Origin of the sequence: Halomonas sp. BDJS001 (genome assembly GCF_026104355.1) — a bacterium.
Taxonomy (GTDB): domain Bacteria; phylum Pseudomonadota; class Gammaproteobacteria; order Pseudomonadales; family Halomonadaceae; genus Vreelandella.
This window is the reverse complement of the sequence record NZ_CP110535.1, coordinates 52,215-70,594: the sequence shown is the minus strand read 5'-3', so window position 1 is coordinate 70,594 and position 18,380 is coordinate 52,215. Positions and strand designations below refer to the sequence as shown.

Sequence of the window (18,380 nt, the reverse complement as noted above, 5' to 3'; positions counted from 1 at the left end):
TAATGAAATAGCTAAACCAAAAGATAGGCTTGCCAAACGAGCCTGTTCATTTCATCACCAGCATGTGCTTTTGGCATAATACTTTGCTAGTGATATGCATGGAGTTCACAGGAATCGCAAATGGCTGAAAAAACCAGCGGGTCAAAAAAACTGCTCTGGATAATGATCATCCTGGTCTTGCTGTCGTCAGCGGGAGCTGCAGCGGCTATTTATATGGTCATGGATCAGCGTGATGGCGGTTCAGAAGATGCTGAAATGCAGCAGGCTATGGAGCGCGAGCCGCCTATCTTCATGCGGATTGAACCTTTTACCGTCAATCTTGCCGATGATAGCTACGGCTCACGCTTACTCTATACAGGCGTGACTCTGCGTGTGGGCAATGAGGAGAGTAAAGCGATTCTAGAAGAGCATATGCCCCAAGTGCGTAGCCGTCTGCTGATGCTGCTATCGGGCAAGCAGGCTGATGAACTTACTTCCCCGGAAGGTAAGCAACAGCTTGCACAGGCAATTGTTGAGCGACTCAACGTCCCGCTGACGGAAAATCAGCCACCGCTTGATTTGCGTGAAGTTTTATTCACCGAATTTATTGTGCAATAACCTCGGGAACTGGAGCCGTTCATGTCACAGGACGATCTACTGTCCCAGGAAGAAATTGATGCCCTGCTGAAGGGCGTTAGCGGAGACGATGAGCCATCGGCTTCATCGTCCAAAGCGCAAGACGAAGCGCGCGTTCGACCTTATGACCCGTCAACTCAGCATCGCGTTATTCGTGAGCGTTTGCATGCGCTTGATTTCATCAATGAGCGTTTTGCACGCTATTTCCGTACTGGCCTGTTCAACCTATTACGGCGCAGTGCAGACATTACCGTAGAGTCGGTGCGTTATCAAAGCTTTAGCGAGTTCTCGCGTAATGTTCCCGTACCAACAAACCTGAACATCGTATCCATGAAGCCGCTGCGTGGCTCAGCGCTGGTGGTATTTCCACCTAACCTCGTTTTTATGGTAGTGGATAACCTCTTTGGGGGTGACGGTCGCTTTGTTACCAAATCGGATGGTCGAGAATTCACGAACACTGAGCAACGTATTATCCAGCGCCTGCTTAATCTCGCCATAGATGCCTACCAAGAGGCGTGGAAAGTCGTTCATCCCCTGGATGTCAGCTTTTTACGTTCAGAAGTGCAATCAAAGTTTGCCAACATCACCAATTCACCCAATGAAATTGTGGTGAATACCAAGTTCAATATCGAAGTCGGCAACCTTTCGAGCAATTTTCAGATATGCATGCCTTACGCAATGATCGAGCCGTTGCGTGACTTGCTGGCCAACCCAATCAATGATAGCAACCACGACCAAGATGGCAGTTGGTCTCGTCGAATGGCGAGTGAGCTACGTCAGTCAGAGGTAGAGTTGGTCGCTGAATTTGCCCAAATACCGAGTCGTATTGCCCACGTAATGGGATTGAAAAAAGGCGACGTGCTACCGTTAGATATTCCAAGCTCCATCACAGCAAGTGTTGACGGGGTTCCCGTCATGGAGTGTGAGTACGGTAGCCAACGCCAGCAGCATGCACTGAGAGTGCTCCATATGATTGACCATGCCGCTATGAATAACGCATCGTCCAAGGACTTCATTAAAGGGTCTACGCGACAGAAAGCCAAGGAATCCAAAGCATGACTGATCCCAATAAGCCTGATCAGAACGTCTCTGACGACGATTGGGCAGATGCCATGTCCGAGCAAGAAGAGCCCACAGCCAGCACCGATGCTGCTAGCGAAGAGGATGATCCTTGGGCGGCTGCAATGGCAGAGCAAGAATCTGCTGAAGCGAGCGAAGAGGAAGATCCTTGGGCAACAGCAATGGCAGAGCAAGAGTCTGCTGAAGCGAGCGAAGAGGAACCCGCCGCTTCACCCACGCCAGCAGCGAAGTCAGCAAGTGACGATATATTCCGCCCGCTAAGCCCGGACAGCGGCTCCTCTCAGGCACGCGAGCTTGAGATGATTATGGATATCCCGGTGAAACTCACCGTGGAATTAGGCCGCACAAAGTTAACCATTAAACAGTTGCTTGAGTTAGCGCAAGGGTCTGTCATTGAGCTTGAAGGCCTCGCCGGCGAGCCAATGGATATCTTGATTAATGGTTACCTGATCGCTCAAGGCGAAGTCGTTGTGATCGAAGATAAATACGGTATCCGTATAACTGAAATCATTACGCCTTCTGAACGTATTCATAAATTGAACCGATGAGCGTTGCAGCTTCCTCAACGCAGAACGGTTCACTCGATGCACTGGGGAACGGTGGCGAGGCACTAATAGGCATGGCTGTTCTAGGTAAGACAGCTGCAGCCTTAGCTCTCGTTATTGCGATCATCCTTATCTGCACAGCGCTTTTAAAGCGCTGGGGCAACCATACCACACGCAATGGCGCCCACCTGCGGATTGTGGGCAGCACTTCCGTAGGTAACCGTGAGCGTATTGTGGTTGTTGAAGTGGAAGATACCTGGTTAGTCGTTGGTGTCGGGGGCGGACGCATCACTAAACTACACGAGCGCCCGGCCCCAGAAGAGCGTACGCCAACCACACCGGCTCCGCCTGCCTCACGCTTTTCGCTTCGCCTATCAAAAGCGCTAGCTGCCGGCCGTCACCGCGACTCATCCTCGCCCACCGATCCACGTCAGACGCCATGAGGCAATGGATGCACCTTTCTTGGCCCTGTGTTTTGAAGAGCTGTGCTTTGAAGAACAATCTCGCTAAGCCACTTTCACTTTGGCTGGTTTTTCTTGTTGCCTGTTTCATAGCAGGCCCGCTGCATGCACAACAGATACCTGGCATTACTTCACAACCGCTAGAAGACGGCGGCCAGCAGTGGTCTCTCTCTCTGCAGACACTGCTCTTTTTAAGCTCGCTAGCGTTTTTACCCTCTATGCTGCTAATGATGACGAGCTTCACGCGCATCATCATTGTGCTCAGTTTATTGCGCACGGCAATGGGTACCCAGGCAACGCCGCCCAATCAGGTACTCTTGGGTGTAGCGCTGTTTTTAACCTTTTTTATCATGTCACCAGTATTGGCTCAGGTATACGACAACGCCTGGGTACCGCTGACGAATGAAACGATTAATTTTGAAGAGTTTTTGCTACTTGCCCAGGAACCCTTTCGCGAGTTTATGCTGGCCCAAACTCGCGAGCCTGACTTAGCCCTGTTCGTACGCTTGGCGGATGTCGGGCCGATGCAAGGCCCAGAAGAGTTACCCATGCGTGTGTTATTACCCGCTTACGTCACGAGTGAGCTTAAGACTGCCTTCCAAATTGGCTTTACTATTTTTATCCCGTTTTTAATCATCGACCTCGTCGTTGCCAGTACACTCATGGCGCTCGGTATGATGATGGTTCCACCCATTACGATTTCGTTACCATTTAAGCTAATGCTATTCATTTTAGTGGATGGATGGCAGCTTATTATCGGCTCGATGGCAGAAAGCTTTTATATGATATAGCGCTTCATTGAGTCATTTTCACATATGACAAGCCGCGTCATTTTATACGGCACACAGGATTCCAACTATGACCCCTGAAATGGTGATGAGCATTGCTTACCAAGGTATGCGTGTAACGCTTCTCCTTGCTGGTCCAATGCTGCTGGCGGCGCTGTTCACTGGTCTAATCATCAGTCTCTTCCAGGCCGCAACGCAAATTAACGAAATGACGCTCACCTTTATTCCTAAGATTCTGGCCGTTTTTACAGTACTGGTATTAGCTGGCCCTTGGCTGATTGGGCTGATCACCGACTTTACCCACCGCCTATTTACCAACATCCCCAGTATGGTGATGTAGCGCTATGGTGGAAGTCACTTTCGCACAACTGCAGGGGTGGTTAGTGGCTTTTTTATGGCCGTTTGCGCGCATTACTGCTTTTATGGCGGCGTCACCTCTATGGGGCCACTCCAGTGTACCTAATCAGGCCAAAGTCGGTCTGGCTGCCCTAATTTCCATTGTCATTGCACCGATTTTACCGGCCATGCCTGATATTGCCATCATGTCATGGGCTGGGATAGGGGTTATGATCGAACAGATCCTTATCGGCTTAGCGATGGGTCTCGTCATGCATATCATGTTCGCGGTCGTTCAAGCCGCAGGGGACTTTATCGGCCTGCAAATGGGCTTAGCATTTGCGAGCTTTTTCGATACATCGAGTGGTACCAATATCATGGTGCTATCACGTATCCTCTATATGATAACGCTGCTCATGTTTTTGGCGCTGAATGGCCATCTGATGGTGCTTGAAACCCTGATCATGAGCTTCCAAACGCTGCCCATTGGCATTGGAACCTTTAACCCGGGTGCTTTTGAGTTACTCGCCCGGTACGCAGGAACAATCTTTGCCTCGGGGATGCTACTGGCGTTACCGCTGGTGGGCTCCCTGCTGACCATCAACCTAGCCCTCGGAATACTCAACCGTTCGGCTCCGCAGCTTACGGTGTTCAATATCGGCTTCCCTACCTCTCTCATCGTGGGTCTTATACTGATGATGGTACTCATGACCGACATTAATCGCTTTTTACAGCGGTTATTTACCCAAGGGTTGAGTTTTATGCAGGGACTAATCGAAACGATGGCACCTTTAAACTAAATATCCCCATGTTTTCGTGAACGACGTTTCACAAAAACACAGGGATCGTTAGAGTTGAGGAGGCTACTTACGCCATTGAAGCGTTAGGCACGTAGCAAAGCCGTTACATATAGTTAAATAGCGATAAGCCTTTAATGTCTACAAAAGCTTTTTGTGCCGCCTGCATACCAATTTGTCGCAAACTATACTCAGAAATTGCTTCGGCGTAATCCAGATCGACTAAATCCGATAACGTTTGATCGTAATTGAGCATTCGGTTACTGCCTACGGCATCGATTACATCAAGCTCATTCAAACGCGCCCCTGCAGAAGCACGCACGGTCAGAACATTATCTAAACTATTGTCCAGATCGCGCATGGCAGTGTTAAGAGTATTGCGCATCTCGGCTTTTTTGGTGGCATTATCAGCAGGGCTTTCTAATACGCGAATAGCTTCTTCCATGGTTCGGAAAAGATCAGGTTTACGCTGCTCGCCATCAGCTTGCGCCACCAGGATTGAATCATCCGCAGCTGGCGTTCCTTCTAGGTTGACCGAAACCCCGCCAAAGCTTACTTGCTGGGCGGTGCCATCTTGATTCCCCGTGTACTCCACACCTGTTAGAGTTGGATCAGCGGGATCAGCAAGTACCCAGTCATTACCATCGAATGTTTCGACATTAAATTCACTGTCACTCGTAAAGGTGATGCGGAAGTCTGTTCCGTAATTAGCATCATTTACATTGTTTATTTGCGGCCCACGAAATGTCACATCGCCTTCATTGAGATCGCCACTTTTTTGCTTTGCTTCTACCACGTATCCAGCACCGCTGGGAACACTTTTAAATATAGTCTCGCCGTTGTCGGCGACTGGCATTAAACGTGTGGCGTCAACACGTTGCTCGCGTACATTACTATCGCCCTTATATTGCACACTGCCATTACCATCTTTGGCGAAAGGGGGTTGGCTATCTTTATAGCCACCAAACAAATAGCGACCATTACCATCGGTAGAATTCGCTTGGCCTATCAGAGTCTCATAAACGCCTTTAAGCTCGCTAGCAATGGACTCGCGGTTTTCGTTAGTTAGCGTGTCGCTAGACGCCTGAATCAACAATCCTTTGGCACTGGTTATCGCATCACTGACGCTGTTAATAATGCTTTCCGTCTGCGACAGCGAATTACGGGCAGATACGCGTGAATCTGAAAACTGCTCAGTCACCGCTTTTGCCTGATCAACACCAATCGCCCGCGAGGCGGCCTGTGGGTCGTCGGATGGATTAACCACGCGGCGGCCACTGGCGATCTGCTGACTCACCCTCATCAGGTCGCTCTGCTGACGGTTCATGGACGCCGTGCTCTGCTCGAACATGGTAACGGTACTAATACGCATCACTTAAGCTCCCGAATTAACCGCGCAGGTTCAAGATGGTGTCCATCAGCGTACCAGCGGTGTCAATCACACGCGCATTGGCCTGATAGTACTGTTGATAGCGAATCAAGTTAGCGGCTTCTTCGTCTAGATTAACCCCTGACTCAGATTGCTGTACGGCACGTAATTGATCGGTCAAGCCCTGACGGGCGTCCAAATTCACTTCTGTGATATTGGTTCTGTTGCCAACATCACTAACGATGGATGCATATGCACCGGTGACCGTTGCCCTACCGCCAACAATTGATTCGGCTTGCAAGTTTTGTAGCGCCAGAGCATTGCGGTTATCACCCGAGTTAGCGTCACTCCGGCTGAGACTTAGAGTGGCAATATCACCAGCGTCGGGAAGCGTATTCAGAGTGAAACTAAGGCCGTCAAAAGTGACCCGATCGCCTTCTTCCAATTCATCTGTAGCCGGATTAAAGGGTTCACCATTTACCGAAATCGCCGTTGCGGGAGTAACAGTCAGCGTCCCATTTTCATCGACTTCCAGCTCATAATCTTCATTGGCAGAGAAAGCACCGCTTGCCGCAGATAGCTGACCAATCTCTAAATCACCTCCTCTTTCAACCAAGCTACTCGCCGCAATTTTGTCTACATCAGCAATATTCACGTCCATTCCATTGGCAGCTCGCCGAACCGGTTGAACTTCAAAGCTATCGCCATCTTGCGGCACACCGCTGAACTGAATGCTGACTCCACCAAAATTTAATTCTTCATCGTCATTCCAGGCGGCTTGATCGAAATCGACAACCTGGCCGTTATCTTTACGGGTCACCACGGGCTCACCAGCCTCAAAACGGACGGTATAATCAGTCGCTCTAAGGGCATCAATCTGGTCAGGGTCAAATTCAGCGCTAGTAATGGTGACGGCGGGCAAGCTATTACCATTATCAGCATAGGTTTGTGGGGCGCGCACTGCAAAGAACTCTTCGCCCTGGTCACCGTTAAGATCCACGCCTAACTTATGCTGCTCATTAAAGGCCATCGCCAATGACACAGACAATTGGCCAATTTGGTTCTGTGTCTTATCTAAGGTTTCTGAACGGAAGGTCATTAAGCCCCCCAATGCTCCGCCTTTGATCGTGGACTCATCTAGCTGAACGACGTTACCACCACCATCCCGATACCCCACCACCGTTCGCTGAGGGTCATAATCGGCTTGTACTGCTTCAAGCTGGAATGAATCAGTGCCTGTTACCAGCGGCTGACCATTGGGCAGGCTAATATTGTAGGTTTTGCCATCCTGAATATTCAGGCGCAAATCCATGCGCTCATTAAGCTCTGATACCAATTGATCACGCTGGTTGAGCAGGCTATTGGGCGCCTCGCCACTGCGCGCACGCGCCAAAGCAATCTCTTTATTTAAGCCAGCGATCTGTTCGGTGGTGTTATTAATCTGGGTAATCTCATCCTTGATCTGGCCATTAATATTGCCCTGCATATCTTGCAGGTAGCCATCAAAGGAGCGGAACTGTGAACTTAGTGTATTGGCTTGGCCAAGCACGCCCTGTCTAGCCGCTGGATCAGAGGGCGAGGCTGCCAGGTCTTCTAGCGATGAGAAGAACCCTTGCATCAGAGGGGCTAGGCCTGCCGCACGATCAGCTAACAGGTTATCGATTTGGGTAACCTGGCCATAGTAAGTGTTTAAAGCACTTGACTGGGTTTTGGCGCTATTTAATTGCTCAGCAACATACGTATTGAACTGGCGCTCGATATCATTGACACGAACCCCACCACCTACGCGACCTTCACCCAACTGAGCCAATTCACGGTTATAACCTGGGGTAAAGATATTACTAATGTTATTACTGCTTGTATTCAGGGCATTCTGCGCCGCATTGAGGCCGCTTAAGCCGATCGAAAACATGCTCATGGTTCAATTCCTTAGGCCGATACCTATCTATTTTTTAAGTATCGGCACTGCGCAGAAAAACTTGAGGATAGGATTAGCGAGAATCGGCTAGCAAGCTGCCGGCTGCGTTAAGTGGGCCCATGGTATTCATGACCGCTACCAGTTTGTCAGCATAGCGTGGATCAGTCGCATACCCCCCGCGCTGCAGCTCTCTCGCCGCCTGTTCAGCGGTAGGGGCCTGCACCACACCGGCATAACGCGGATTGTTGCCAATTAAGCTGGCATAGTCCGTAAAGGCGTGTTCGAACGAATCGTAAACGCGGAAGGTATCGACAACCTGCGTGCGACGTCCATTGATATATTCGTGAGTCACAATATCAGTGGTTTCGCCCTGCCAATGACTGCCGGCTTTGATACCAAACAGGTTGTGACTATTGTTGCCATTACGAGTAGTAATTTCGTGCCGCCCCCAGCCTGTTTCCAACGCTGCCTGAGCAAGGATTAATTCAGCAGGCACGCCGGTAGTCGCACTGGCCGCCTGGGCAGGGGCTGCCAGCGTTTGCATAAATTGACCGATATGGCCGCCCCCATGCTGCTCTCGCTGGGTTAGCGAAGGGTTCTCGACGACACCTCCCCGCTCCACGCCTTGTCGAATAGCCTCTAGCTCGGCTAGGAATTGCCCCTTACCTTGCGCATTAGAAGCTTCGACCGTTCCAGCATTCACCGTATATGAATCGTCAAGCGTACGTGGGGTGCCACGGGGGATACCAGCGATTAATGCTTGTAGCTCTTGATCGGCATTTGGCTGCGCTTTAGAGATGGCACCTTGGCGCTCCAACTGCTCAACCAAAACATCAGCAAGGCCCATACCACGCGAAGCCATTACCTGTGACCACTGTTGATCCAGCATTGATTGATAGGTATCCGTCGCGCTGCTGTTCATCAGCCCTGAACTGGGCGTGGCATCGCGCATACTTTTCATCATCATCTGAATAAAAAGCGCCTCAAACTGCTGGGCTGCGCCATTCACACCCGCCTCAGGGTCGACGCGTGCGGTGTGCTGAAGGCGCTGGAAACCATTCATATCCAGAGCGAATTGACTGGTCATATCACTCGCACTCATTAAATCACCTCTAGCTCAGCACGCAGTGAACCCGACGCTTTTAATGCTTCCAGAATCGACATCAAGTCTTGGGGGGTCGCGCCTAAGGCATTCAAAGCATTGACTACTTCATTGAGCTGCGCGCCCTCTACGATCTGTAGATAAGCCTCTTGCTGCTCAATGTCGATATCCGAGTCGGGAACGACAACCGTCTCGCCCTCGCCAAAGGGGTTAGGTTGGCTAACGCCAAACTGGGTATCAATCATGATTGACAAGCTGCCATGGGCTACCGCCGCCTCTCGTAACGTGACGGCGCTGTTCATTACTACCGACCCGGTACGTGAATTCAGCACAACACGGGCTGGCGCTTCCGTAGGCGTTACCTGAACATTCTCAACACGGGCCATAAAATTGACCCTGGCATTTTCATCATTAGGTCCATCCAGAGCGATTACCCGACCATTACGTGCATAGGCTACCGACTGGCCAAACTCGTTATTAATCGCCGTTACCATACGCTGAACGGTGCCAAAGTCAGAGTCGTTGAGCTGTAATTCAAGCATCCCGCCGTTACCCCCAAGGTTAAGCGGCACTTCTCTTTCAACCAGCGCACCATTGGGGATGCGTCCTGATGCCTGCTGGTTGATCTGAACACTGCTGCCTCCCGCTTGTGCGCCAGCGCCACCTACCAGCATGTTGCCCTGGGCAATGGCATAGGTATCACCATCAGCACCTTTTAAAGGAGTCATTAGAAGTGTGCCACCACGCAGGCTGCGTGCGTTGGCAATAGAAGAAACCACTATATCTAAGCGCTGCCCCGGTCTTGAGAACGGCGGTAGGTCAGCTGTCACCATCACCGCTGCCACATTGCGTAATTGTAAGTTCGTACCAGATGGGACGGTTACTCCCAGTTGAGAGAGCATGTTGGTCAGGCTTTGGCTAGTAAACGGTGCTTGGGTCGTTTGGTCACCGGTACTGTCCAGACCAACCACTAGACCGTAGCCTACCAGTTGGTTATCGCGGACACCGGCAAAGCTTGCCAATTCACGAACGCTTTCCGCCTGGGTGGGTAATGAGAATAGAGCCATTAGCACTATGGCGCCCAGTTGGACAGCCCAAGCACTCATTGTTCGACAACCATTTACCCACAAACGATTAAACCGCATCGCTATAGCGCACTGGCGCTCTTTCATTGGGTGACCCGTCATTGGCAGCTCTGCCATTAGTAGCTTCCCCTAACGTTAGAAGGGTGAGACGTTTAAGAAGAAACGTTGTAACCAGCCCATGTGCTGCGCTTCGTTAATATAACCGTCACCCACATACTCAATACGCGCATCCGCCACCTGTGTGGAAGGGACTGAGTTCTGGGCGGTAATCGTACGAGGGTTAACTACACCAGAAAAACGTATGAACTCGGTGCCCTGATTAATGGCAATTTGCTTTTCTCCACGCACGCGTAGGTTGCCGTTATTCATCACCTCCAATACTGATACCGTAATGGTACCGGTAAAGGAGTTATTGGCCTGCGAACCACCACTACCGGTGAAGTCGTTCTCACCTGAAACATCAAAGCCATACTCTGCAAGCGTATCCAGAACATCAGGCAGCTGTGCTAGTTCCAGACTGGCGCTGCCGCTGCGCCCCGCATTGGATTGCGAGTTTTTACTGGCACTGACTTCTTCATCCAGCACAATGGTCAGAATATCGCCAATGGCACGCGGCCTGCGATCTTCAAAGAGCGGCTGATAACCTTGCCTAGCTTGATAAATAGAGCCATTGGGGATGGGAGGCGGGCGATCAACAATGCTGATCTGCTCTTGTTCACCTACAACCGATGCTCTGGGAATCTGAGCGCACCCGGCAACAACAAGCATTAAAAGCACCAGCCCCGCTAGCGCAATACGACGTGACATGTGGTGCAACTCCAGCATAACGCAACCTATAAAAATTAAGCCCGGTAAGTAACAACCGTTACAGCTGGCTTAAGCGTGCCAACATTTCATCGCTGGTGGACACCGCCTTACTATTGATTTCATAGGCACGCTGGGTCTGAATCATATTGACCATCTCTTCAACAACGTTGACGTTGGATGTTTCGACATAGCCTTGGAACAGGCGGCCTGCACCATTCATACCCGGCATATTCTCATTGGGTGCACCTGAGGCTCCCGTCTCCAGATAGAGATTGCCACCAATACTTTGTAAGCCTGCTGGGTTAATAAAGGTGCTGACGCTGATCTGTCCCACCTCATTATCTATCGCAACGCCCGGCTGGCGTACACTCACCGTGCCATCTTCACCCACATTTACCGACAGCGCGTTGGGTGGTAAGAAAATGGCAGGCTCAACGGGGTATCCATTGGCGGTTACCATTTGGCCATTCTCATTGAGCTGAAAACTACCGTCGCGGGTGTAAGCCGTCGTACCGTCTGGCATTAATACCTGAAAGAAGCCTTCGCCGTTAATCGCCAAATCGCGTGAGTTTTCAGTCTGCTCTAGCCCACCCTGGGTATGCAGACGCTCAGTGGCCACGGCACGTACGCCAGTACCTACCTGCATACCGGACGGCAGCCGATCCTGAATATTGTTTTGAGCGCCGGGCTGACGCATGTTCTGATACAGCAAATCTTCAAACACTGGGCGTGAGCGTTTGAAACCATTGGTGCTCACGTTGGCGAGATTATTTGAGATCACGTCTAGCTTGGTTTGCTGAGACTCCAAACCCGTTTTAGCTGTCCATAAGGACTTAATCATCGTTATGCTCCCTTGACCGACTGACTAACATCAGTTTGGAATGGTCAACATCAACCTTGAATAGATAATATGCCGTTGGCGCGCTGAGCATTTTCGTCAGCCGTACTCAGCACTTTCATCTGCATATCATAGCGTCGGGCCACATCAATCATGGAGACCATGGCATCGACAGCACTGACATTACTGCCCTCCAGGGCGCCACTCACCAACTTGGCGTTTTCGTCAGCAGGCAAGACTCCTGGCTCCCCCTCTTCATTAGGGGGGGCGCGAAAAAGACCATCTTCGCCGCGTGTTAACGCGCCAGCGTCAGGCGTCACCAGTTTAATACGCCCTACCTCGACCAGGGCTTCCGGCCCTACGCCTTCGGGAATGGCACTAATCGTCCCATCAGCACCAATTGATACCTGTGCCCCTTGCGGGATGGCGATGGGGCCGCCTTCGCCCATCACCGGTCGTCCAACGCTTAGCAGCACCCCGTCGCTGTCAATCTGAAGGTCGCCACGTCGAGTGTAGGTTTCAGTACCGTCATTCGCCTGCACCGCCATCCAAGCGTCGTCCTGCATCGCGATATCAAGGGTTCGGCCAGTATATTCAACGGGCCCCTGAGAAAAGTCGCTGCCGGGCGTAGTCGTTACCGCTGAGGTACGCGTTGCCAGTAGCGCTTCGCCCTGAACAGGCACCGCTCGGGCAGCCTGGAGCTGCGCGCGAAAACCAGTAGTGCTCACATTCGATAGGTTATTACTCACTACCGACTGCTGATCCATACTATTCTTGGCACCACTCATGGCGGTATAGAGCATTCGATCCACGGTACTTACTCCTTACCAATATGACCAATCATTAAAGATTAATAATGGTCTGCAGGAGCTCGTCCTGGGTACTGATGGTCTGTGAGTTTGCCTGGTAAGCGCGCTGAGCAACAATCATATCGACAAGCTCACGAGCCATATCAACATTGGAAGTTTCAACTGCACTCGGCTCAATTAAGCCACGCTGTCCGGTACCAGGTGCACCCACTAGTTCTTGGCCTGAAGCACCGGTGGCAGTCCAAAGGTTATCACCGTCTGGCTTCAAACCTTCCGGGTTACGGAAGCTCACCAGTGCTATTTGACCCGCAGCGCGCGACTCTTCGTTGGAGTAGTTACGCATAATGGTGCCATCGTCTTCGATGGTAACGCCTACTAAGGAGCCAGAAGTGTAGCCATTCTGCTCTATATCATTAACCGTGGAGTTATTAGCAAACTGCGATGAGCCAGTAAAGTCTACGTCAATTGCCAGATTTTCAAGTTGAGCCCCATCAAACTCATCTGTATTAAACGTAAATGTAGCTTGCCCACCCGCTTCAAGCCTACCGCTTGCATCAAAATCAAGCGTCGTCAGTCCCGCCACAGCGTAGGTTCCAGCGCCTTCAGGCCCACCTGACATTCTAAGACTGACATCCCACTGATTAGCTGCTGCATCAGTTTTAGTAAAATAGTATGTCAAATTACGCGCATTACCTTGAGAGTCGTAAACAGTGGCATTGGTTGAATAGGAGTAATCATCCGCATCTAAGCCTGCCAAAATTTCCGCTTCGGTAGGAGCAACCAACTCACCTTCACCCGAATCTAAGTTCAACGACACATTTAGCTCAGTAGTAGCGCTTGCAGGTAAATCACCAGATTCGACCCTTAAAGGGTTTACATCGCCACCCGCCTGCACCACACCGTCGGCGTTGGCTGCATAACCCATAATCTGAGCGCCCTGGGCATTCACTAAACGTCCATCAGCGGTCATGGTCAGTTGACCATTACGCGAATAACCCACTTCACCGTTGGGCTGTTGAAAGCGGAAAAAGCCTTCACCGGCAATGGCTAGATCCATATTGCGGTTAGTGGATTCCACATTACCCTGGCTAAAATTCTGCAATACCGTAGAGGTGCGAACACCAAGACCAATACGCGACTCGGCATATACATCGGCGAACTGGACGTTGGAGCTTTTAAAACCAACCGTCTGCGAGTTGGCAATATTATTACCTACCGCACCTAACTTTTGTTGCTGTGCGCTTAGACCACTGAGTGCTTGCGAAAAACTCATGATGTTCCCCTAAGAAAGCTGTGTTTAATCAAATGCTGTGTTTAATTGATAGTTAAAGAATTTGTTTAACGTCATTCAGGCTGATTTGGCCATAGATAGCGCCCAAATCCAGCCTGACGCCGCCACTGCCGTCGTTAGGCGTCACACGGTTGACCACAGCATACTGCAAAGCTGTGGATTCAATCTTTTCACCTTCACCGTCGGTTGCCTCTAACTGCACGGTATAACGGCCACTGGCAGCCGCTTCACCCTGTTCGTTTTTACCATCCCACTCGAAAGACTGAACCCCGGCATCTACTGAGCCCAGATCAAAGCGCCTGATGACTTGGCCACCATCACCCACAATTGTTGCTTTAACGTTCTTCGCCGGTTCGGCAAGCTCTACACCGAAGGGCGTCGTGTACGAATTACCGTCGCTATCTTGCTCCAGCAATACATGCTTGCCGGGCACCATAACGCCTTTGCCAATTAAGCCGCTCGCCTGTAATGCCTGATTGGCATCCATCTGGCTGGTAATGCCCTCTAGCGTGCTATTCAACTCTTCAATACCGCTGACCGTGTTAATTTGCGCTAACTGTGAGGTCATCTCCGAATTTTCCATCGGATTGAGCGGATCCTGATTCTGCAATTGCGTAATCAGCAGCGTCATAAAGCTTTCACGCAGCTCATCGGACTGTCGGGCGGAAAGGCCGTTAGATCCGCCGCCATTGATGTTATTCAATACACTCGTATCAACATTCATGGTTTACCCCTCTCCCAGCGACAGCGTCTGTATCAGCATCTGCTTACTGGTATTAAAGACTTCAACGTTGGCTTGGTAGGAGCGCGAGGCAGAAATCATATTGACCATTTCATGCACGGGCTCAACATTGGGCTTTGCTACATAGCCCTCTTCATCTGCCGCTGGGTGATTGGGCATGTACTCCATGCGCAGAGGCGAGTCGTCCTCCACTACCTCGGTTACACGCACACCGCCAACGCCATAGCGATTACTTTGCGCCTGAGTCTCAAACATCACCTGTTTCGCTCGATAGGTTTCACCATCAGGCCCGGCGATACTGTCGGCATTGGCCATGTTGCTTGCGGTGACATTCATTCGCTGGGACTGGGCGCTCATTGCCGAACTGGCAATATCAAACGCAGAGAACATTGACATCGTTGGTTAACTCCTCACTAATTTGGCCTGGATTATTCGGGCTGCATAGCATTTTTCAGCCCCTGGATACGGCTGTTGAGCATCGTGAGACCGGCTTGATAACGAACAGCGTTATCGGCAAACTGCGTGCGCTCACGATCCATATCAACCGTATTTCCATCCAAACTAGGCTGGTCGGGAATACGGTAAAGTAAATCGGCGTTACCCGCTCCACGCCATGCGGGGCCTTCTCCAGCAATATGATTCTCAGCGGTACGTGCCAATGTTAGACCGCCGCCGGTATTGCTAGAGGCACTTTGAGTACCGTCTACTGCTTTTTTCAACTCACTAGCAAAATCGATGTCGCGCGCTTTATAGTTAGGCGTATCGGCATTGGCAATGTTAGCGGCCAAGACGTCGTGGCGTGCCTGGCGTAGACTCACTGCTTGCTGATGAAAATTAAAGGCAGATTCCAGTTGATCAATCATGCCGACCCTCGCTTGAGGCATAAAATAAAATGGATTTTGTTGATGATGAAGAATACGTTTGGAACTGTCAGCCTAAAGCATGGAACAGCTGGCGTTTCTGCCAGCATTTCGCGTGATACGGCTGCTACCTTTTCGCTACACTGGGCCATGACTCCTCTTCTTATGCCCTCCTTTACTAAGCTCCAAAGCAAGTGACTCCCCATGCTACGACAGCGCTTTACTAAGCCAAGCACGCTTCGCTACTGGCAAGTGATTGTCTTGTTGGCAATCCTAAGTATCTCTGCGTTAGCCAACGCTCAGGCTGATGACGACAACCTTCTTCAACAAGTGCACCAGTTTTTGTACGAGGAGACCCGAGCTTTAGGCGAAGAAGTGGTGATTGACTTACGCCCACCGTCCCCACATTTACCGGAATGCGTCCAACCGGAGCCTTTTTTACCCAATGCCAATCAAGCCCCCTTGGGCCGCGTTTCCGTTGGAGTACGTTGCGGTGAAAACAGTCGGCAAGTCCGCTACTTGCAGGCCCAAATTGATGTCATCGGCAATTACGTGGTGGCCGCTAGAGATATTGAGCGGGGCACACTGATCACCTCAAATATGCTAAGCGAACGCGGTGGCAATCTTGGTGACCTGTCAGCTCAGGCCCTCACTGCGGAAGAAGATATTGTGGGAAAAATAGCTCAGCGCCCCATTCGCAGTGGCAGCGCCTTTTTAGCCCATTATTTACAAGCGCCTCACTTAGTTGAACGCGGGCAGCGCGTTACTGTCATAGCACAAGGTTCTGCTTTCCGCGTTTCACGCGAAGGCGAAGCGCTTGAAAATGGCGCGCTTGGTGAGCGGATCAGGGTTCGTTTTGGTTCGCGGGAAATTCTGACTGCCCGCGTCACTGACCGGGGTACTTTAGTGGTGGATTTTTAACTTACCACCTAAAGTTATACTCAGCCCTGCCGATAGTTATCTTCATACAAGCTACACTAAACGCAAAGCGCATCGACGCTGACGATGAGGCAGACGACGTGAATATTGATAACATTAATTCGCTGTTACGCTCTAACCAAGCCCAGCAGCGCGATGAAACGCAAAAGGCTAATAGCGTGACTCCGGCAACGCCCGGCGGTACAACGCGCGAATCGACTCAATTGAGCCAAACAAGCATCGATGAATCTCAGGATATCGATAGCGCCAAAGTTGAAGAAATCCGTGACGCTATTCGCGAGGGCCGCCTTGAAATGAGCGCTGATCGCATCGCCGAGGGCCTTATTGCAAATCTTAAAGAACTTTAAGGAGACGCTTTAAATGAGCCTTGCATCCTTGCTGACCGATCAACAACAGCGACTTGATGAATTAATTTCGCTGTTGTCCAGCGAGCAAAATTTATTGACGCAAGGAGACATTGACGGTGATGCACTATCAAAAGTCGCACTAGATAAGCAATCGCTACTGGCTGAATTAGAGCGCATAGAGATTGTGCGCCGCAATGTACAAAAACGTCTTGGCTATGCCGAAGGCGCTGACGGCGCCAAAGCGGCAGCCCGCGATGCCCACTGCCTGACAGCCTGGAATAGCTTACTAGAAAAGAGTGAGCGAGCTTCGCGTATGAATGAGTTAACGGGCCAGATGCTGTCTGTTCGAATGAAACATAATCAGGCGATGCTTGACTACATTCGGCAAATAGCAGAAAAAACACTCTATAAGCCGGATGGTCGTAATAGCTCCCAGCCGGGCAGAATCAACGCTTCGGCCTGATCTCCCTCGACAAGTCTCCAACATAGCGTTTCAATGAAAGCCTTCACTAGCAGGATTGCAAAGGCTTCTCATGTTCAGTCTACTGCCTCATCATTTTACTGCGTTGGTCATCGGCGCATCAGGGGGAATAGGGGCTGCCGTTGTTCAGCAGTTACTCTCTTGCTCTCAAGTCGGCAACATAATTGCGGTAAGCCGCCAACCAGCACGGTTTGCCCATCCCCGTCTTACTCATCTAATGCTCGATGTCTCCCAAGAGCAGGATAGGCATGCACTTAAGAAAGAGTTAGCCGCCCAGCCAATTCACTTCTTTTTTAATGCCATCGGCATACTTCATGATGACACACAGCAACTCTTCCCCGAAAAGCGCCTCGATCAGCTTAGCGCCGAAAACCTAGCGCAAACAATGAACATCAATGCCTTTGTGCCAATCTTACTGCTAGCGGCACTAAAAGACTCTTTCAAAGGAACACACCCTGCAGTGATTGCCAGCCTTTCCGCTCGCGTTGGCTCAATCGAAGATAATCAACTAGGAGGCTGGTACAGCTATCGTGCCAGCAAAGCAGCGCATAACATGCTGTTTAAGACAGCATCCATTGAACTCAAGCGGCTGAATAAGCAATCGCTAGTGCTTTGTCTTCACCCTGGCACAACCGACACAGACCTCTCTAAACCTTTTCAAAACCGAGTACCTAGCGAAAAGCTATTTACACCCGCATTTGTAGCAGAGAAGTTGCTAGCAGTCATCGCTCAGCGAACGCCTGAAGATAGTGGTACCTTCTGGGCCTGGGATGGCAAATCTATCGACTGGTGAGGTGGTGTGAGGTGTGAGGCAAAAAAAAATCCCCCAGGGCATCAGCCCTGGGGGATTTTTGGTATAAGTGCCTGACGATGACTAGGGCGGCTCCCCGCTACTCTACATGGGAGACCCCTTGGTTTTCTTCCACACAAACAAAAAACCCAGCCGGATGGCTGGGTTCTTCGTTAAATAAGTGCCTGACGATGACCTACTCTCGCATGGGGAGACCCCACACTACCATCGGCGCTAAGCGGTTTCACTTCTGAGTTCGGCAAGGGATCAGGTGGTTCACGCATGCTATGGTCGTCAGGCGTAACTGTTAATGTACATCATGCTGACGATGGCTAAATTGTGCTCGTCTCATTGCTTGCCACCCTGGCGTTATGTCGCTG

At 50.8% G+C, this 18,380-nt stretch carries 22 protein-coding genes and 1 rRNA gene; 11 read left to right on the top strand and 12 right to left on the bottom strand.

All coding sequences use genetic code 11. From position 1 onward, the window contains the following. The first annotated feature begins 120 nt into the window (after nucleotides 1–120). From fliL to fliR, 7 genes are all read left to right on the top strand, one after another. The gene (fliL, locus tag OM794_RS00335; protein WP_226250529.1) at nucleotides 121–597 is read left to right on the top strand and encodes a flagellar basal body-associated protein FliL; all 477 of its coding nucleotides are present in this window, start codon (nucleotides 121–123) and stop codon (nucleotides 595–597) included. A 21-nt stretch (nucleotides 598–618) separates the two neighbouring features. Then, nucleotides 619–1,674 carry a flagellar motor switch protein FliM gene (gene fliM / locus OM794_RS00330; protein WP_226250528.1) on the top strand — a complete coding sequence of 352 codons (1,056 nt, stop codon included), beginning with the start codon at nucleotides 619–621 and terminating at the stop codon, nucleotides 1,672–1,674. Continuing rightward, the gene (gene fliN, locus OM794_RS00325; RefSeq protein WP_226250527.1) at nucleotides 1,671–2,243 is read left to right on the top strand and encodes a flagellar motor switch protein FliN; all 573 of its coding nucleotides are present in this window, start codon (nucleotides 1,671–1,673) and stop codon (nucleotides 2,241–2,243) included. The genes fliM and fliN overlap by 4 nt, the downstream gene beginning before the upstream one ends. Then, nucleotides 2,240–2,683: a flagellar biosynthetic protein FliO gene (gene fliO / locus OM794_RS00320; protein ID WP_226250526.1), complete on the top strand. Its 444-nt coding sequence runs from the start codon at nucleotides 2,240–2,242 to the stop codon at nucleotides 2,681–2,683. The genes fliN and fliO overlap by 4 nt, the downstream gene beginning before the upstream one ends. Nucleotides 2,684–2,691: 8 nt before the next feature. Continuing rightward, nucleotides 2,692–3,492, top strand: coding sequence for a flagellar type III secretion system pore protein FliP (gene fliP, locus OM794_RS00315; RefSeq protein ID WP_413229701.1), 801 nt, complete (start codon nucleotides 2,692–2,694; stop codon nucleotides 3,490–3,492). A 67-nt stretch (nucleotides 3,493–3,559) separates the two neighbouring features. Then, the gene (gene fliQ / locus OM794_RS00310; protein ID WP_007112097.1) at nucleotides 3,560–3,829 is read left to right on the top strand and encodes a flagellar biosynthesis protein FliQ; all 270 of its coding nucleotides are present in this window, start codon (nucleotides 3,560–3,562) and stop codon (nucleotides 3,827–3,829) included. Between the two features lie 4 nt (nucleotides 3,830–3,833). Then, the gene (gene fliR, locus OM794_RS00305; RefSeq protein WP_226250524.1) at nucleotides 3,834–4,625 is read left to right on the top strand and encodes a flagellar biosynthetic protein FliR; all 792 of its coding nucleotides are present in this window, start codon (nucleotides 3,834–3,836) and stop codon (nucleotides 4,623–4,625) included. A gap of 103 nt (nucleotides 4,626–4,728) precedes the next feature. Here the strand turns inward: fliR and flgL are convergent, their stop codons facing one another. From flgL to flgB, 11 genes are all read right to left on the bottom strand, one after another. Next, nucleotides 4,729–5,994 (bottom strand): flagellar hook-associated protein FlgL, encoded by a 1,266-nt coding sequence (flgL, locus tag OM794_RS00300; protein WP_226250523.1) that lies wholly within the window; start codon nucleotides 5,992–5,994, stop codon nucleotides 4,729–4,731. A gap of 16 nt (nucleotides 5,995–6,010) precedes the next feature. After that, nucleotides 6,011–7,909, bottom strand: a complete 1,899-nt coding sequence (flgK, locus tag OM794_RS00295) for a flagellar hook-associated protein FlgK (protein ID WP_226250522.1) — start codon at nucleotides 7,907–7,909, stop codon at nucleotides 6,011–6,013. Nucleotides 7,910–7,982: 73 nt separating this feature from the next. Next, nucleotides 7,983–9,011: a flagellar assembly peptidoglycan hydrolase FlgJ gene (flgJ, locus tag OM794_RS00290; RefSeq protein ID WP_226250521.1), complete on the bottom strand. Its 1,029-nt coding sequence runs from the start codon at nucleotides 9,009–9,011 to the stop codon at nucleotides 7,983–7,985. Further along, on the bottom strand, nucleotides 9,011–10,117 hold the full coding sequence (locus tag OM794_RS00285) for a flagellar basal body P-ring protein FlgI (RefSeq protein WP_226250520.1): 1,107 nt from the start codon (nucleotides 10,115–10,117) through the stop codon (nucleotides 9,011–9,013). The genes flgJ and OM794_RS00285 overlap by 1 nt, the downstream gene beginning before the upstream one ends. Nucleotides 10,118–10,231: 114 nt before the next feature. Then, on the bottom strand, nucleotides 10,232–10,921 hold the full coding sequence (locus tag OM794_RS00280; RefSeq protein WP_211594810.1) for a flagellar basal body L-ring protein FlgH: 690 nt from the start codon (nucleotides 10,919–10,921) through the stop codon (nucleotides 10,232–10,234). 40 nt (nucleotides 10,922–10,961) lie between these two features. Then, a complete protein-coding gene (gene flgG / locus OM794_RS00275) occupies nucleotides 10,962–11,744 on the bottom strand; it encodes a flagellar basal-body rod protein FlgG (protein WP_226250519.1) in 783 nt (260 codons plus the stop codon). A gap of 50 nt (nucleotides 11,745–11,794) precedes the next feature. After that, on the bottom strand, nucleotides 11,795–12,553 hold the full coding sequence (gene flgF / locus OM794_RS00270; protein ID WP_226250518.1) for a flagellar basal-body rod protein FlgF: 759 nt from the start codon (nucleotides 12,551–12,553) through the stop codon (nucleotides 11,795–11,797). A 31-nt stretch (nucleotides 12,554–12,584) separates the two neighbouring features. After that, nucleotides 12,585–13,823, bottom strand: coding sequence for a flagellar hook protein FlgE (flgE, locus tag OM794_RS00265; RefSeq protein ID WP_226250517.1), 1,239 nt, complete (start codon nucleotides 13,821–13,823; stop codon nucleotides 12,585–12,587). A gap of 52 nt (nucleotides 13,824–13,875) precedes the next feature. Then, a complete protein-coding gene (gene flgD / locus OM794_RS00260; protein WP_226250516.1) occupies nucleotides 13,876–14,565 on the bottom strand; it encodes a flagellar hook assembly protein FlgD in 690 nt (229 codons plus the stop codon). A gap of 3 nt (nucleotides 14,566–14,568) precedes the next feature. Continuing rightward, nucleotides 14,569–14,979, bottom strand: a complete 411-nt coding sequence (gene flgC, locus OM794_RS00255) for a flagellar basal body rod protein FlgC (RefSeq protein WP_226250515.1) — start codon at nucleotides 14,977–14,979, stop codon at nucleotides 14,569–14,571. A gap of 32 nt (nucleotides 14,980–15,011) precedes the next feature. Then, on the bottom strand, nucleotides 15,012–15,446 hold the full coding sequence (gene flgB / locus OM794_RS00250) for a flagellar basal body rod protein FlgB (protein WP_226250514.1): 435 nt from the start codon (nucleotides 15,444–15,446) through the stop codon (nucleotides 15,012–15,014). 201 nt (nucleotides 15,447–15,647) lie between these two features. Here flgB and flgA point away from each other — a divergent pair, with 201 nt between their 5' ends. From flgA to OM794_RS00230, 4 genes are all read left to right on the top strand, one after another. Continuing rightward, complete coding sequence (gene flgA, locus OM794_RS00245) at nucleotides 15,648–16,364, top strand: flagellar basal body P-ring formation chaperone FlgA (protein WP_226250513.1); 717 nt, start codon at nucleotides 15,648–15,650, stop codon at nucleotides 16,362–16,364. Between the two features lie 98 nt (nucleotides 16,365–16,462). Next, nucleotides 16,463–16,729 carry a flagellar biosynthesis anti-sigma factor FlgM gene (flgM, locus tag OM794_RS00240; protein ID WP_226250512.1) on the top strand — a complete coding sequence of 89 codons (267 nt, stop codon included), beginning with the start codon at nucleotides 16,463–16,465 and terminating at the stop codon, nucleotides 16,727–16,729. A gap of 13 nt (nucleotides 16,730–16,742) precedes the next feature. Next, the gene (locus OM794_RS00235) at nucleotides 16,743–17,192 is read left to right on the top strand and encodes a flagella synthesis protein FlgN (RefSeq protein WP_226250511.1); all 450 of its coding nucleotides are present in this window, start codon (nucleotides 16,743–16,745) and stop codon (nucleotides 17,190–17,192) included. 70 nt (nucleotides 17,193–17,262) lie between these two features. Next, complete coding sequence (locus tag OM794_RS00230) at nucleotides 17,263–18,003, top strand: SDR family NAD(P)-dependent oxidoreductase (RefSeq protein WP_226250510.1); 741 nt, start codon at nucleotides 17,263–17,265, stop codon at nucleotides 18,001–18,003. 180 nt (nucleotides 18,004–18,183) lie between these two features. On the opposite strand, the gene rrf is transcribed toward OM794_RS00230, so the two are convergent. Continuing rightward, nucleotides 18,184–18,299: ribosomal RNA gene (gene rrf, locus OM794_RS00225) — 5S ribosomal RNA — on the bottom strand. Nucleotides 18,300–18,380 lie beyond the last annotated feature (81 nt).